The sequence below is a fragment of the Pseudomonas putida genome (assembly GCF_028682635.1).
In the GTDB taxonomy this organism is placed as follows: domain Bacteria; phylum Pseudomonadota; class Gammaproteobacteria; order Pseudomonadales; family Pseudomonadaceae; genus Aquipseudomonas; species Aquipseudomonas putida_AE.
In genome coordinates, this window is record NZ_JANHLK010000045.1 from 1 (window position 1) to 15734 (window position 15734).

Below are 15734 nucleotides of genomic sequence, written 5' to 3' on the forward strand. Positions count from 1 at the left end.
GGCGACATCTCTGTCAACGGGTCGGCCGTTATCGCGAGCAGGCTCACTCCCACATTTTGATCGGTGTCATGCACAAGATCTGTGCACTGGAGATCCCTTGTAGGAGCAAGCTTGCTCGCGAAAGCGGTGGGTCAGGCGACATTTCTATCAACGGGTCGGCCGTCTTCGCGAGCAAGCCCGCTCCCACATTTTGATTGGCGCCGAGCACAAATGCCGGGTTCGCTGCAGATCCCCTGTGGGAGCGGGCTTGCTCGCGAAAGCGGTGGGTCAAGCGACATTTTTGTCAATGGGTCGGCCGTCATCGCGAGCAGGCTCATTCCCACATTTTGATTGGCGGCGAGCACAAATGCCGGGTGCGCTGGAGATCCCCTGTGGGAGCGGGCTTGCTCGCGAAAGCGGTGGGTCAGGCGACATTTCTGTCAACGGGTCGGCCGTCTTCGCGAGCAAGCCCGCTCCCACATTTTGATTGGCGCCGAGCACAAATGCCGGGTGCGCTGGAGACCCCCTGTGTGAGCGAGCCTGCTCGCGATGGCGGTGTATGGTTCACACGGAAATCGCCGCCTGTTCGCGAATCACCCGGCGAATCATCTCCATCAAAGCTTGAGCCACTGGCGTGTGCAGGCATCCATGGCGATAAGTCAGGCCGATCGCCCGGGTGGTCTGTTTCAATTCCACTGGCAGGATGCACAGCTCGCCGGAGGCGATTTCCTGTTCCAGTTGATGCGCGGATACCGCCGCGAGCATGTCCGAGCGCAGCAGCAAGCCGCGGATGATTGCCATGTCGGCGCTTTCCACCACCGGCCGGGGCGGGGCGATGCCGAAGCGGGCGAAACACTCGTCGAGCATCTGCCGGGCCGGCGATCCGGCGCGGGGCAGCACCCATCGGGCGCTGCCCAGCTCGTGGTGCAGGACGGTTTTCACATAGAGCGGATGATCACGCCGGGCCAGCACCACCATGTCTTCCGTGAGCAACGCCTCGCCGGTCAGGTCGCTGGCGTAAGCCTCTGAACGCAAGGCGCCGAAAATGAAATCGACATCGCCGGCGCGCAACTCCGTCGCCAGCAGATCGAACGGGCTTTCATTGGTGATCACCTGGATAGCCGGGTGCTCGGCCACCAGGCGCACGATGGCCTCGGGCAGGATGCGCGTGCGGCCAAGGGGCAGGGCGCCGACCTGCACCACCCCTTGCAGGGTGCCGCGAAGGGCGGTGATGTCGGTCTCGATGTGGCGCAACTCGTTCAGTGCCCGGCGGATCGGAAAGAGGATTTCGTGGCTCGCGGGAGTGGGCTGCAAGCCCCGTGGCGTACGCTCGAAGAGCGTCTGGCCGCAGCCACTTTCCATGACCTTGATGGTCGAACTGATCGCCGGCTGACTCAGGCCGAGCAGGCTGGCGACCGTCTGCATATGGCGCGTTTCACAGAGTTTGATGAACACCTGCAGGCGTCGGGCCTGGAACAGGTAAAGCGGCTCGACCGCGCGTTTTTCCCCGCCACCCAACAGCCGCGGCACGCTTTCCAGCTCGGCGAGTACGCGTCGTGCACGGGGCAGAAGGCGTTCGCCATCATCGGTCAAACGCATACCGTTGGCGTGGCGTTCGAACAGCGGCACGGCGAGGCGGGTTTCCAGCTCGGCAATCGACCGGGTCACCACCGATTGCGCCCGATACAGCGCCACAGAGGCCTTGGATACGCTGCCGTGGTCGGCCACCCGGACGAAGGCGCGTACGTGCATGAGGCTGGGCAGTTCAGTGGATTCCATGGGGCTTTTGCTCGGAAGTTCGCTCTCTGCAGCGGACTATGCCGCCGCCCTGTACCAGTGGCAATAAAAAAAACGCATACCTGCAACAGCGCAACGCACTACTCCGCTGGCAGGTGCCGATGCGATGCTCTTTCGACACGCAGAAGGAGTATCCGCAATGATCGATTCACCGAAAAACGCACCGAAAAACGCGCTGGTGGTCAGCGCTCACTCTGCCGATTTCGTCTGGCGCGCCGGCGGCGCCATCGCCCTGCATGCGCGGCAGGGCTACAACGTGCACATCGTCTGCCTGTCGTTCGGCGAGCGCGGCGAGTCCGCCAAGCTGTGGCGCAAGGGCGAGATGAGCGAAGACAAAGTCAAAAGTGCGCGCCGCGAAGAAGCCCAGGCCGCCGCCGATATCCTCGGTGCCAGCGTCGAGTTCTTCGACATCGGCGACTACCCGATGCGCGCGGACAAGGACACCCTGTTCCGACTCGCCGATGTGTTTCGCCGGGTGCAGCCGGAATTCGTCCTCAGCCACTCGATCAAAGACCCCTACAACTACGATCACCCGCTGGCCATGAACCTGACCCAGGAGGCGCGCATCATCGCCCAGGCCGAAGGCTATAAGCCGGGCGAGAAAATCGTCGGCGCGCCACCGGTCTACAGCTTCGAACCGCACCAGCCCGAGCAATGCGAATGGCGCCCCGACGTGTTGCTGGATATCACCCAGGTCTGGGACAAGAAATACGCCGCCATCCAGTGCATGGCCGGCCAGGAACACCTGTGGGAGTACTACACCCGCGTCGCCCTGCAGCGCGGCGTGCAAGCCAAGCGCAACGTCGGAATCACCTCCAGCCGCGACATCATCTATGGCGAAGGCTATCAAAGCATTTTCCCGCGCGTGACGGAGAACCTGGCATGAGCGGGTTGATCGGCAAAACCGGCATCGTCGTGCGCAATATCGCCCGGGCCGAGCGCGCGCTGGTCGATGAGCTGCAACGCTACGGCGTCGCGACCATTCATGAAGCGCAGGGCCGAAAAGGCCTGCTGGCGTCTTCGATCAAGCCCATCCAGCGCGGCACCGTGATCAGTGGTTCGGCGGTGACGGTGCTGGTCGCGCCGGGCGATAACTGGATGTTCCATGTGGCGGTGGAGCAGTGCCGGCCAGGGGATATCCTGGTGGTTGCTCCCAGCTCGCCGTGCACCGACGGTTACTTCGGCGACCTGCTGGCGACCTCGCTCAAGGCCCACGGCGTGCGTGCCCTGGTGATCGATGCCGGGGTGCGCGACACCCATACCTTGCGCGAGATGGGCTTTGCGGTCTGGTCCCGCGCCATCAATGCCCAGGGCACGATCAAGGAGACCCTCGGCTCGGTCAACCTGCCGCTGGTGTGTGGCGGTCAGCTGGTCAACCCGGGGGATGTGGTGGTGGCCGATGACGATGGCGTGGTCATCGTGCGCCGCGCCGAAGTCGCGCAAGTGGTCGAGGCCAGCCGTGCCCGCGCCGACCTGGAAGAACACAAGGCCCAGCGCCTGGCCAATGGCGAGCTGGGGCTGGACATCTACAACATGCGCGCACGCCTGGTGGAGAAGGGCCTGCGCTACGTCGACAGCCTCGACGAACTCGGAGACTGAGCATGGGCCAGATACGCATTCCTTGCCTGTTGATGCGCGGGGGGACGTCCAAGGGGGCTTACTTCCTGGCGGGTGACTTACCCGAGCAGTCGGCGCTACGCGACCGCGTGCTGTTGGCGGCCCTGGGCTCGCCAGATGCGCGGCAGATCGACGGCATCGGTGGCGGCGACTCGCTGACCAGCAAGGTGGCGATCATCCAGCCCTCGGCGCGCGATGATGCCGACGTGGATTACCTGTTCGCCCAGGTGCTGGTCGATGAGCCGCGCGTCGATTACGGGCAGAACTGCGGCAACATCCTCGCCGGCGTCGGGCCGTTCGCCATCGAGCGCGGGCTGGTGGCCGCCCGGAGTGATGTGACACCGGTGCGCATTTTCATGGAAAACACCGGACAGATCGCGGTGGCCCATGTGCCCACGCCCCATGGCGCCGTCAACTATAGCGGTGAAGCGCGGATCGACGGGGTGCCCGGTGGCGGCGCTCCGCTGATCGTCGAATTCGAGGATGTCGCCGGTTCCAGCTGCGGTGCGTTGTTGCCCACCGGCCAGGTGGTCGATGTGTTCGATGGCATCGAGGTCACCTGCGTCGACAACGGCATGCCGGTGGTGCTGATCCGCGCCGCAGACCTTGGCCTGCGCGGCGATGAAAGCCCCGGGCAACTCGATGCCGACAGCGCGTTGAAGGCCCGGCTCGAATCGATCCGCTTGCAGGTCGGCCTGCGGATGAACCTGGGCGAGGTGGCCCAGCGCAACGTGCCGAAGATGTGCCTGATTGCGCCGCCACAGGCCGGCGGGGCACTGAGCACCCGCACCTTTATTCCCCATCGCTGCCACACCAGCATCGGCGTGTTCGGCGCGGTCAGCGTGGCGGTTGCCTGCCTGATCGAGGGCAGTGTGGCGGCGGGTATCGCCCGGGTCGACGAGGGCGAGGTGAAGCGCCTGCAGGTCGAGCACCCCACGGGGGAATTCAGCGTTGAGCTGCGTCTGCAGGACGGAGTGTTGGTCGGGTGTGGCTTGATGCGCACCGCGCGCCTGCTGTTTGACGGCGTCGTATGCGTGCCGGAGGCGCTGTCGTGGTCGTGATATAGACTCATCAGGAGGGCTATCTCGACAGGAGTGACACGCGTGGCAGGATTGCAATGGACTCGATGATCAACGCGGCAGCGCAGGCGCTGGCGGCGGGGGATCCGCTGGGTGCGCTGGACCGGGTGGCGCTGCGCGACGATGCGCCGGCACTGGCGCTGCGCGGAATCGCCATGGCGCAACTGGGCGATCTGGTGCGGGCCAAGGCGCTGGTGCGCCGGGCGGCGCGGACGTTCGGGCCGCATGAGGCGTTGGCGCGGGCGCGCTGTGTGGTCGCCGAGGCCGAGATCGCACTGGCATCACGGGACCTCGGCTGGCCGGTCAAGGCCCTCGAGGCGGCGCGGCTCACTCTTGAGGCTCACGATGATCGGGTGAACGCGGCCCATGCGCGCTATCTGCAGATCCGCCGCCTGTTGCTGATCGGCCAGCTGGATCAGGCCCAGGAGCAACTTGCGCAGCTTGCGCCGGCCACCTTGCCACCGCCCCTGCGGGCCACTCATGAACTGGTGGCGGCGGGGATCGCCATGCGCCATCTGCAAGCACATGCGGCGCGCGCTGCCTTGGCCAGGGCAGAACTGGCCGCACAACAGGCGGGCATTCCCGCGCTGTCGGCGGAAGTCGAAAGCGCGCAGCACCTGCTCGACAGTCCCGCTGCACGCCTGATCAGTCACGGCACGGGGCGACCGGTGTTGCTCGACGAAGTGGAAGCGTTGCTGGCCTCGACCGCACTGGTGGTGGATGCCTGTCGAAACGTGGTGCGTGGGTCGGGCATGTCGGTCGCTTTATCGAAGCGCCCGATCCTCTTCACCCTCGCGCGAACACTGGCCGAAGCCTGGCCATCCGATGTGCCCAGGGAAGTCCTCATTGCCAAGGCGTTTCGCCTGAAACTCAGCGATGAATCCCATCGCGCCCGCTTGCGGGTCGAAATCGGCCGCTTGCGTGCCGCGCTCAAACCCCTGGCCGGTATCCATGCGACCCGTCGTGGTTTTATCCTGGTGGCGCAGGTTTCACCCGAGGTGGTGCTGCTCGCCCCACCGGTGGAAGACAAGTACGCCGCGGTGTTCGCCTTGCTCGGCGATGGCGAGTCCTGGTCGAGCTCAGCCCTGTCCCTTGCGTTGGGCAGCAGCCAGCGCGCAGTGCAGCGCTCGCTCGAATCGCTGGCAGCCGAGGGTAAGGTGCAGTCGTTCGGACAGGGACGGGCCCGGCGCTGGCTGACCCCGCCGGTGCCCGGTTTCGCGACGACCTTGTTACTCCCGGTTCCGCTGCCCGGTGGCTAGGATGATTCCACCTACCCCTTTGGAGGAACACCGAAATGAAACAGTCAGCCGCCGAAATCCTGCGTGAATATGGCCCCTTTGCCGATGTCGATGCCGTGCACGGCGTTACCTGGGACGGTGAGCAGGTGTGGTTTGCAACCACCGACAAGCTCCACGCCCTGGACCCCGACAGTGGCCACCTGCTGCGCTCGCTCGATGTCGCCGGCCATGCCGGCACGGCATTCGATGGCACGCACCTGTTCCAGATCGCCGAGGACCGCATCCAGAAAGTCGACCCGAGCACTGGCGAAATCCTCTCCACCATTCCGGCCCCCGGCGGTGGCAACGACTCGGGTCTGACCTGGGCCGAAGGCTCGCTGTGGGTGGGCCAGTACCGCGAACGGAAAATTCATCAGATCGACCCCGAAACCGGGAAAGTCCTGCGCACCCTGCAATCCAACCGATTTGTCACGGGTGTGACCTGGGTCGAGGGCGCCCTGTGGCACGGCACCTGGGAAGGCGAAGAGGGCGAATTGCGGCGCGTCGACTCGAGCACTGGCGAAGTGCTGGAAAGCCTCAGGCTGCCGGCCGGCATCGGCGTATCGGGGCTGGAGTCCGACGGAGGCGAGCGGTTTTTCTGTGGCGGTGGCAACAGCGGGCGGGTGAGGGTGGTGCGCCGGCCTTCATGATCTTTTGTGCGCGAACAGACCCGCTTGCTCCGGAGCTTCAACTGGCGTAAACAGAGCGCGCATCGATAGCCGTCGCGAGAGACGGTTATCAATGCGGCCATTCACATCTTGTTCAACACGACCAGGCGAGGCGAACGTTGGTAGAGCGACGTCAGTTCAGCGGTGCCATGAAGGGCAAGAACCTTCGTTACCTCAATGACCACGAAGGCCAGTCCGTTCGGGCCAGGGCCGGCTTCCTGCTGCTGGAACATTTTTCGCTGCCGGCCTTCACCCAGGCGCTCGACACCATCGTCACCGCCAACCTGCTGCGGCCCGAGCTGTTTTCGACGAAAACCTTCGGGCTGAGCGAAGGCGAAGTCATCAGCGACCTGGGCCTGGTGATTCGACCCGATGCGCGCCTTGACCCGGTCGAAATTCAATCGCTGGATCTGTTGGTTGTCTGCGGTGGCTACCGCACGGCGCTCAAGGCCGACGACGGGCTGACCGGCCTCTTGCAAGGTGCGGCCGAGCAGGGCGTGACACTGGCCGGGATCTGGAATGGCGCCTGGTTTCTCGGCCAGGCCGGTTTGCTCGACGGCTATCGCTGCGCCATTCACCCGGAGCATCGTCCGGCGCTGGCGGAAATCGCCAGGCTCAGCCAGGTCACCAGCGAAGCCTACGTGGTGGATCGCGACCGCCTGACGGCGTCCAGCCCGACGGGTTCCTTCTACATGGCCCTGGAATGGATCAAGGGCTTGCATGACAAGGCGCTGACTGACGGTATCGAAGACATCCTGGCGTTTGAAGCGTCGCGCTACCGGCGCATCAAGCCCACCTTGAATGTCTCCGTCAGTGGTCCGTTGAGGGAGGTGGTCAACCTGATGGACGCCAACCTGGAAGAGCCGCTGGAGATGGAGGCGCTTTGTCTGTATGCCGGTCGGTCACGCCGGCAGATCGAGCGCCTGTTCAAGGAGCAGTTGGGCACCACGCCCCAGCGCTACTACATGGATTTGCGCATCACCGAAGCGCGGCGATTGCTGCAGCACACCACGCTGACCATCGTGGAAGTCTCGGTGGCCTGCGGTTTCGTTTCACCCAGCCACTTCAGCAAGTGCTACAGCGCCTACTTCGGTTATCGGCCGTCCAGGGAAACCAGGCTGGTCAAATAACCGTTCGATGAAATGCCGCTCATTGCGCGCCAAACATCATCGTCCAGTAGACCCCCTGGTCACTGCGCGCATCCATCGCATAAGCCGCACCGACCTGAGTGAACATCGGGTTCATCAGGTTGGCGCAATGCCCGGGACTTGCCAGCCAACCGGCCATGGCCTTGTTCGGTGAGCCTTGGCCGGCTGCGATGTTTTCGCCGATCTGCCGCCCACGGAAACCGGCGGCTCGCGCGCGGTCGGCCGCAGTGTCGCCATCGGGGTCCTGGTGGGCGAAGTAGTTGCCGTAGGCCATGGCTTTGCTGTGCCCTTGCGCCGCCGCGCCGAGGCTGGCGTTCCAGGCCAATGGCCGCGCGGCGGCGAAGCGCTGGCGCCCGCACAGGCGCGGTTTGGCACGGGCGGCATTGACCTGCGCGAGCAAGGTCTTGCCGACACTGCGCGGATCGCTCACCTGACTGTCCAGCACCGGCCGCGCCAGCACCACTTGCCACTCACTACGACTGCGAGTGACGCCAATGTCGGCGTACTGGTTGTCCAGCAAGGCGGCGCAATGGTCACCCTGCAGCATCTCAAAGGCCTCGTCGGCATCCTGCGCACCCACCACGCGGATGGATCGCACCGTCACGGCCTGGTACCCGGAAGCTTTCAAGCGGTCACGCAAACCGCCGCCGTAGCCGATCGGCAAGGCCAGGCTCGACTTCAGGGCCAGCGGCGACAGGCGTTGGGCGGGACGCCGTGCGCAGTCTTCGGGGTGGGCTCGATAATCGTTGATGGCTTCCACAAGCTGACGCTCCGCACCGGCTTGGGCAGGGGTGGTGATCAGGGGCAGCGAGGTCAACAGGCACAGCGAAGTGAAGCGCAAGGCGAGGGCGGATGGGCGCATGGTGCGGACAGCTCTGATGAGATGACGACGATTGGGGGGGAGGGAAAATGCCCGTTTAAGACTGGCGTCTTGGGACAAGGTTCAAGGGGGGAGGGGTTTTAATATGGGGGGACAGCCCTGAACATTGCGTGGACTTCCCTCTGTAGGAGCTGCCGAAGGCTGCGATCTTTTGATCTTGAAAATCAAAAGATCGCAGCCTTCGGCAGCTCCTACAGGGGAATGCGTTCGCTTGAGACCGGGGCGTTTGTCAGGCCGTCTTCGCCGGCAGGTCAAGGCAGGCGTATACCACCAGCTCCACCAGCATCTCCTCCCGCGCCAACCCAGCCACGACGATGGCGGCGCGGTTGGGGTAGGGCGCCTGGAAACACTCGGCGTAGATCCCGTTCACCGTCGCCAGGTAACTGCGATCCGTGACGTAGATCAGCACCTGCGTAACCGCGTCGAGCGTGCTGCCGGCGGCCTGCAGGGTGTGGCGCAGATTGTCCAGGGTCTGCCGGGTTTGCGCCTCGATGCCCCCGCTGACCACCTGCCCCTCGCGGTCGATGGGGATCTGTGCGGTGTACAGCGTGCCGTTGCCGACCACCGCCCATTCCAGTGGTGCGCGCGAGGCGAAAAGGTCGGTCTTGATCGCGTGTTTCATTGATTGATTCCTGATGCGTTGCAAGGTTTTATTGGCCATCGCTGCTTTCGCCGGCACCGCGCCGACGGGATTCCTCGGTGCTTTCCACCAGCACCCGCTCGCCAAGTTTCTTCAGCTGGGCCCAGACCTCGTCGTCGACCATCAGCTCCCCGGCAGGCTGCGGGTGAACGGTAGGCACGGCATCCTCGGCACTCAGTCGCGGCAGCAGCATGAAGTGCCGGGAGATCAGCACATTGATGCTTTGCTCGTCGCTCTGCGCCGGTTGCGGCAGGTCATACATCCGCAGGGTCGGGCAGGTTTGCCCGGCGCTGAACGTGGCGACCAGTTCCTGGCGTGCATCGCGCCAGTACACGCAAAAATTCAGCGCCTCGGCCGCGCAGCGCGCCAGGTAACCGAGCAGCAGAATGCGGTTATGGCAATGGCGGATGCGGATCAGCGCACTGCCGCCACGCAAGGCCTTGCCGACACCCAGTTCGACCGCCTGGGCGGCGCAGCGCAGGACACTCTGGCCGTGGGCATCGAGGGTCAGCTGCGCGGCGTCTTCGTAGCAGGTGTCGATGGGCCGATCGACTTCGTCGTGCAGGTACGCCAGGGCCTTTTTCAACGCACCGATGCCATCGAGGCCTTGCAGTTGCAGGCGGGCGATCATCTCGGCGGCGTCGTCGCAGTCACCGGCGGCGAAGCCGATGCCTTCGAAGGCCTTGCGGCAGATCACCTGGATTTCATTGAGCGAGACGCGCATATCAGTGTTCTCCGGCAACGGTGGCCAGTGTCGGCATCACCGCGAAATTCCAGTCATCGGCGAACGGCTGGCCGATCTCACTGACCAGCGGCGCCCCCTGGAACAAGGTGATGCGCACCCAGCGGCTGGACTTGGGGTCGAACTTGCCAGCGCCGAAGAACGCCAGCTTGCAACGCAGCAGGTGGATCGGCAGCATGTTGCGATCCATCAGGTTGGCGCGAATTTCCCCGAAGGCGCAGCGGGCCATGCCCTGCAACCGGCACACGGTGCCCTTGAACGACGGCTGTGCGAGCAGGAAGTGCGCGGTCAATTGCTGCGGATGCTGTTCGCGATAAGCCAGCAACGCGCGGTGACACCGCTGGATATTGCGGGCGATGCCCAGCTGCATTTCCTTTTCCGCGCCAGGTTCCAGGGCGCGTTCCCCCAGGCGCGGTTCTTCCTTTTCCGCCGAGCGATACCAGAAGAAGTGATTGGCCTCGGCCCCTTTCAGGTCGTAGTCGAGGGCCCAGCGGTAGCGGGTCTCGATCAGGGTGCACAGCGCGTCCAGCGGCATCTCGGCGTTCAGGCGAAAGCCCTCGTTGACCGACATCTGTTCGGCCAGCGGGTCGACCTGTTCGGGGTACAGCTCCAGCAGCAGGCTGACCAGCAATTCCTGGCAACCCAAGCCGGTGTTCAGCTCGGCCCAATCCTGCAGGCGAGACCACAGGTCGGCGCTGACGGGTTGGCCGGCGAACCACTGGCTCAACTGATCGAGGTCGGCCAGGGTCTGCCGGTCGATGCCACTTTGCCGTTGGTCCTCGGTACTGGTCTGTTGCAGGTGCTGGCGAGCCCGCTGCAACAGCGCCTGGAAACGCTGCACCCGGGGCAGGTCGGCCGGTTGTGCCAAAACCCGCGCCAGTGCGGTTTCCCGGGCACAGACCCATTTGTCGACCAGTTGCGGGTGATTGATCAGGAAGGGCGCCATGCCCAACCCCGTGGAGTTGCCGACCCCCAGGTAGCGCTGCAGTTCGATGTCCAGCCCGACCGCTCGTTGCGGATTTCGCGCCAGGGCCATGTGCTCGATCTGCTCGATGCTGAAATGTCGCAGCAGGTACACGGTGAACATCTGCGCGCTGAACGGTTGGGTGAAGTCGGCATTGCCCTGCAGGCAGCTGAAGTCGGCGATGCCGAACTTGCCGTTACCGTACACGGCGGTGGTGCGATACAGGTAGCCGACTTCGGCCAGTTGCCGTGGGTCTGGCTGGCAACCTTCGGCCAGCGCCCCGAGGAATCGCTCGAAGTTGCGCAGGCTGCGATTGGCCCGTGACAGCACCAGCACCCGCGCATCGAAACGCCCGGCTTCCTGCAACGGCACGTTGCGCCGCAAGTCGGCCAGTTGCTGCTCGTCGACATCGCCGGCCAGCAGTACGAAGCTGACGTCCCATTGATCGGCGATGACCCGGTCACTGCGCTTTTCCGGCGGCAGGTACATCGAGAAAATCACACAGTGATAATGGGCACTGGCAGTGTCGATCCGGTAGATCGCGGTGCCGAAACCCTCGGCGTCGAGATCGAAGCGGGTGCGCTCGATGCGCCACTGCTCGTTCATCATTTTGCGCATGCTGCTGCGCACGAAACTCAGGCGGCTCTGGAAGTGACTGCCCAGCCGTTCCAGGTCCATGACCCGGGCGGCAGGGCGCAAGGCCGAAGAGGTGTCTGTGTCGGTGTGCGACATCATTGCGATTCCTGGACTGTTCATCATCAGACTGCCTGTTCGCGCGCCATCTGCCGGGCGATGCGCAGGGCATCCCAGAGCGACGGCAGGATCAGCAGCGAAACCGGTACAGCGGTAATCACGATAAAGGATTGCAGCGCGGTGACCCCGCCCGAGCCGATGGTGATCAGCACCACGGCGGCCAGGCCCATGCCGATCGCCCAGAAGGCGCGCAGCCATGCCTTGGGCTTGTCGTTTGCGGACATGGCCATCGCCACGGTAAAGGCCATGGCGTCGCCATTGGTCGCTACCGAAATGAAGCTCAGGAACAGGAACAGCGCCGAGATCAACCCACCCCATGGCAGGTTCTGGGTCACGCCCAACAGCAGGTCTTCCGGTTGCGCGCCGTGGGCGGTGACGATGCCCGGGGTTTGCAATTCCATGCCGATGCCGGCGCCGCCGACAATGGTGAACCAGAACATGGTCACCAGCGGGGCAATGATCGACAGAGTCATGATCACTTCGCGGATGGTCCGGCCCCGGGAAATTTTCGCCACATACAGCGCCACCATCGGCGCGTAACCGATGAACCAGCCCCAGTAGAACACCGTCCACCAGTCCAGCCATTTCGGATCGGCACGGAACAGGGTCATCGGGATGAACTGTTCGATGTGCAGGGCAAACGCCGTGGGGAAGCCGCCGAGGATGAACGCGGTGGGGCCGAGCAGCACCATGAACACGGCCAGGCCGATCATCAGCCAGACGTTGATCCCGCTGACGAAGCGGATGCCCTCGAGCCCGACCAGGCAGGAGATGGTGTACATCACCGTGACCAGCACGATAGTGATCGACTGCACCACCAGGTCATTGGGAATGCCCCACACCGAGTGCAACGCGCTGCTGATCTGCAGGCCAAGGAAGCCGATCGGGCCGATGGTGCCGGCGACCACGGCGATGATCGAGGTGGCGTCGGCCAGGGTGCCGATCGGCCCCTTGATCGCGCGCTCGCCGAACAGTGGATAGAGCAGGGTGCGTGGTGCCAGGGGCAAACCCTTGTCGTAGTGCAGGTGCATCAACACGATGGCCAGCAGGCTGCCCAATACCGCCCAGGCCAGGAAGCCCCAGTGCACGAAGGATTGCGCGAGCGCAGCGTGCCCGGCGGCCTCGGTGTGCGCTTGCACCCCGGCGAACAGCGGTGGCGGGCTGGCGAAGTGCATCATCGGTTCCGCCGCCGCCCAGAAGGCACCGCCACCGGCGAGCAGGGCGCACATGATCACCGCGATCCAGTTGAAGGTGCTGGTGTCGGGACGCTGATCAACGCCGCCGAGCCTGACGCGCCCGCACTTGCTGAAGCAGATGAACAGGCTCATGGCAAAGGTCGCCAGCATCAGGACCTGCCAGTACAGGCCGAAGAATTTCGTCGACCAGGCGAACAGCGTGTTGACCAGCAGCGACACACCCTCGATGTCGACCAGCGCGGCGATCAGGAAGGCGCCAAGGAACCCGCCACTGATCAGGAACAGCGGCCAGTCGATGTCTTTTTTCGGCGTCGTGGCTGCCGGCGCCTGGCCGTCAGCTTGCAGTGCGGTTGTGGTTTTCATGATGCCTCCAAAATACGCGCCAAGGGCTGTGCATCGCCGGTCGGGGAGATGAACGGGAGGTTATTGTTGTTATTTTTCATGCTGTCCTCACGGTTTGGATCGTGGTCAGTTTTGCGCGGTGGTCGCGTTTTCCAGCAGGCGCAACCAGTTGAGTCCCATGATGTTGCGTACCTCGTCCTCGGCGAAGCCACGGTCGCGCAGGCCTTGGGCGATGACCGGAAAATCCCGACTGTCGCGGAACCATTGCAGCGGTGACGGCCAGTGGGCGTTGTCCTTCGAGCCTTCGCCGTAGTCCTTGTCCTTGCTCCAGCGCCCGTTGCGCATCCATTCGAGCACTTGCAGGGGTTGTTGCTGGCACAGGTCGGTGCCGATGCCGATGTGCTCCACGCCCATCAGTTCGGCCGTGCTTGCGACCATGTCGCAGAACGATTCCAGGCTGCAGCCCGACGCACCCTTGAGGTGGAACGGGTAGGTGCTGAAACCGAGCAGGCCGCCGGATTCGGCAATCCCGCGCAGCACGGCATTGGACTTGTTGCGTTTGGCGGCATGGAAGCTCGACGGGTTGGCGTGGGAGACGATCACCGGCCGGCTCGACAGTTCGATGGCTTCCAGGGTGCTGCGTTCGGCGCTGTGGGACATGTCGATGAGCATGCCGACGCGGTTCATCTCGCGGATGACCTGGCGGCCGAAGCGGCTGATGCCGTTGTCTTCGGTTTCATAACAGCCGCTGGCCAGCAGGCTCTGGTTGTTATAGGTCAGCTGCATGATCAACACGCCGAGCTGACGGAAGACCTCGACCAGGCTGATGTCGTCTTCGATGGGCGAGCAGTTCTGGAAGCCGAAGAAAATCCCGACGCGGCCTTCCTGATGCGCCAGGCGAATGTCCGAGGCCTCGCGCACCGGACGGATCAGCTCGGGCCAGGTTTCGAAACGGCGGTTCCATTCGCCGATGCGCGACAGGGTTTCCCGGGCGTTTTCGTGATAGGCGATGGTGGCGTGGACCGCGCTCAGGCCGCCGGCCTGCATCTGGCGGAAGATCTCTTCGTTCCAGTTGGAGTACTGCAGGCCATCGATCATCAATAAGTCGTGCATGGTGATCTCCCGTTTAAGGTCGCACGTAGGTGGTCTTGACCACGGTGTAGAACTCGCGGGCGTATTGCCCTTGCTCGCGCGGGCCGAAGCTGGAGGCTTTGCGGCCGCCGAACGGCACGTGGTAGTCGGTGCCGGCGGTGGGCAGGTTGACCATCACGCAACCGGTGCGGGCGCGGCGCTTGAAGTCGCTGGCATGACGCAGCGACTGGGTGATGATCCCGGCGGTCAGGCCGTATTCGGTGTCGTTCAACACCGCCAGGGCTTGCTCGAAGTCGCTCACGCGGATCACGCAGGCAATCGGCCCGAACACTTCTTCGCGGTTGATGCGCATCTGGTTGGTGGTATTGATGAACAGCGCGGGGCGCATGTAGTGCCCGGCCGGTTCCAGGGCGAGCAACTCGCCGCCTTCGACCAGGGTGGCGCCGTCTTCCTTGGCCAGGTTCAGGTAATGAAGGTTCTGTTCCAGTTGGCGGGCCTCGGCGACCGGGCCGATCTGCACACCTTTTTCAAGGGCATGGCCGACCTTCAACTGGCGCATGCGCGCGACCAATGCCTCGACAAAACGGTCATGGATGCCGTCGCAGACGATCAGGCGTGATGAGGCGGTGCATTTTTGCCCGGTGCCGAAGAAGGCACCGTTCAGTGCGCATTCCACGGCGATGTCGAGGTCGGCATCGTCGAGCACCACCAGGGCATTCTTGCTGCCCATCTCCAGTTGGCAGCGCACCAGGTTGCCGGCGGTGGCCACCGCGACGCGGCGGCCGGTCTGCAGCGAGCCGGTGAACGTCAGCGCATCGATATCGGCCGACTGGATCAGGCTTTCGCCGACCACGCTGCCGCTGCCCATCACCAGGTTGAAGGTGCCTGCGGGCAGGGGCTGGCGGCTGATGATTTCGGTCAGCGCCCAGGCGCTGGCAGGCACCAGGTTGGCCGGCTTGAACACCACGGCGTTACCGAAGGCCAGGGCCGGGGCGATCTTCCACGCGGCGGTGGCCATGGGGAAGTTCCACGGGGTGATGATGCCGACCACGCCCACTGGTTCGCGATGGACTTCGATGTCGATTCCCGGGCGAACCGAAGCAGCCGTCTCGCCCATCTGGCGCAACACTTCGGCGGCGTAGTAGTGGAAGAATTGCGCGCTGCGATGGACTTCGCCAATGCCTTCGGCCAGTGGCTTGCCTTCTTCGCGTGAGAGCAGTTCGCCGAGTTCTTCCTTGCGCACCATCAGCTCGTTGCCGATGGCCATGAGGATTTGCTGGCGCTGTTCCAGGCCGCTGGCCGCCCATTGCGGCTGGGCGTCACAGGCGGCCGCGATGGCGTCCAGGGTCTGTTCGGCGCTGGCCTGATGGTAGTGCCCGATCAGGTCTTCGACGTCCGAAGGGCTGTGGTTGGCGATTAGATCCGGGCCTTCGCACCAGTTGCCGCCAATGTAGTTTTTGCAGGGTTGCAGTGCCATGGGAACCTCCGATTGCGTAGGTCCCATCTTGAGAGTATTACTCTGCAAATAAAAATTAATAATAAATATGAAATGATAAGGAA

Annotated in this window: 14 protein-coding genes; 6 read left to right on the plus strand and 8 right to left on the minus strand. The window is 64.0% G+C overall.

Annotation, left to right across the window (positions count from 1 at the left end; genetic code table 11):
• Window positions 1–543: 543 nt before the first annotated feature.
• Window positions 544–1758 (minus strand): LysR family transcriptional regulator, encoded by a 1215-nt coding sequence (locus tag NPS56_RS29610; protein WP_274077934.1) that lies wholly within the window; start codon window positions 1756–1758, stop codon window positions 544–546.
• A gap of 157 nt (window positions 1759–1915) precedes the next feature.
• Between NPS56_RS29610 and galB the strand changes: the two genes are divergently transcribed.
• The 6 genes from galB (at window position 1916) to NPS56_RS29640 (ending at window position 7547) form a co-directional block, all read left to right on the plus strand.
• On the plus strand, window positions 1916–2662 hold the full coding sequence (galB, locus tag NPS56_RS29615) for a 4-oxalmesaconate hydratase (RefSeq protein WP_274077935.1): 747 nt from the start codon (window positions 1916–1918) through the stop codon (window positions 2660–2662).
• On the plus strand, window positions 2659–3375 hold the full coding sequence (locus tag NPS56_RS29620; protein WP_274077936.1) for a 4-carboxy-4-hydroxy-2-oxoadipate aldolase/oxaloacetate decarboxylase: 717 nt from the start codon (window positions 2659–2661) through the stop codon (window positions 3373–3375). The genes galB and NPS56_RS29620 overlap by 4 nt, the downstream gene beginning before the upstream one ends.
• A gap of 2 nt (window positions 3376–3377) precedes the next feature.
• Complete coding sequence (locus tag NPS56_RS29625; RefSeq protein ID WP_274077937.1) at window positions 3378–4454, plus strand: 4-oxalomesaconate tautomerase; 1077 nt, start codon at window positions 3378–3380, stop codon at window positions 4452–4454.
• A gap of 56 nt (window positions 4455–4510) precedes the next feature.
• The gene (locus tag NPS56_RS29630; RefSeq protein WP_274077938.1) at window positions 4511–5731 is read left to right on the plus strand and encodes a helix-turn-helix domain-containing protein; all 1221 of its coding nucleotides are present in this window, start codon (window positions 4511–4513) and stop codon (window positions 5729–5731) included.
• 35 nt (window positions 5732–5766) lie between these two features.
• Window positions 5767–6399 carry a PQQ-binding-like beta-propeller repeat protein gene (locus NPS56_RS29635; RefSeq protein ID WP_274077939.1) on the plus strand — a complete coding sequence of 211 codons (633 nt, stop codon included), beginning with the start codon at window positions 5767–5769 and terminating at the stop codon, window positions 6397–6399.
• A gap of 137 nt (window positions 6400–6536) precedes the next feature.
• Window positions 6537–7547 carry a GlxA family transcriptional regulator gene (locus tag NPS56_RS29640; RefSeq protein ID WP_274077940.1) on the plus strand — a complete coding sequence of 337 codons (1011 nt, stop codon included), beginning with the start codon at window positions 6537–6539 and terminating at the stop codon, window positions 7545–7547.
• 19 nt (window positions 7548–7566) lie between these two features.
• Here the strand turns inward: NPS56_RS29640 and NPS56_RS29645 are convergent, their stop codons facing one another.
• The 7 genes from NPS56_RS29645 to NPS56_RS29675 all read right to left on the minus strand — a co-directional run bounded on the left by NPS56_RS29645 (window position 7567) and on the right by NPS56_RS29675 (window position 15651).
• Complete coding sequence (locus NPS56_RS29645; RefSeq protein WP_274077941.1) at window positions 7567–8427, minus strand: CAP domain-containing protein; 861 nt, start codon at window positions 8425–8427, stop codon at window positions 7567–7569.
• A 247-nt stretch (window positions 8428–8674) separates the two neighbouring features.
• Window positions 8675–9067, minus strand: coding sequence for a RidA family protein (locus tag NPS56_RS29650; RefSeq protein ID WP_274077960.1), 393 nt, complete (start codon window positions 9065–9067; stop codon window positions 8675–8677).
• Window positions 9068–9095: 28 nt separating this feature from the next.
• Window positions 9096–9809 carry a DUF3726 domain-containing protein gene (locus tag NPS56_RS29655; protein ID WP_274077942.1) on the minus strand — a complete coding sequence of 238 codons (714 nt, stop codon included), beginning with the start codon at window positions 9807–9809 and terminating at the stop codon, window positions 9096–9098.
• Between the two features lies 1 nt (window position 9810).
• Window positions 9811–11526 carry a hypothetical protein gene (locus NPS56_RS29660; protein WP_274077943.1) on the minus strand — a complete coding sequence of 572 codons (1716 nt, stop codon included), beginning with the start codon at window positions 11524–11526 and terminating at the stop codon, window positions 9811–9813.
• A gap of 23 nt (window positions 11527–11549) precedes the next feature.
• On the minus strand, window positions 11550–13103 hold the full coding sequence (locus tag NPS56_RS29665) for a BCCT family transporter (RefSeq protein WP_274077944.1): 1554 nt from the start codon (window positions 13101–13103) through the stop codon (window positions 11550–11552).
• 105 nt (window positions 13104–13208) lie between these two features.
• Window positions 13209–14195 (minus strand): dipeptidase, encoded by a 987-nt coding sequence (locus NPS56_RS29670; protein WP_274077945.1) that lies wholly within the window; start codon window positions 14193–14195, stop codon window positions 13209–13211.
• Between the two features lie 13 nt (window positions 14196–14208).
• Window positions 14209–15651, minus strand: coding sequence for an aldehyde dehydrogenase family protein (locus NPS56_RS29675; RefSeq protein WP_274077946.1), 1443 nt, complete (start codon window positions 15649–15651; stop codon window positions 14209–14211).
• Between the last annotated feature and the right edge of the window lie 83 nt (window positions 15652–15734).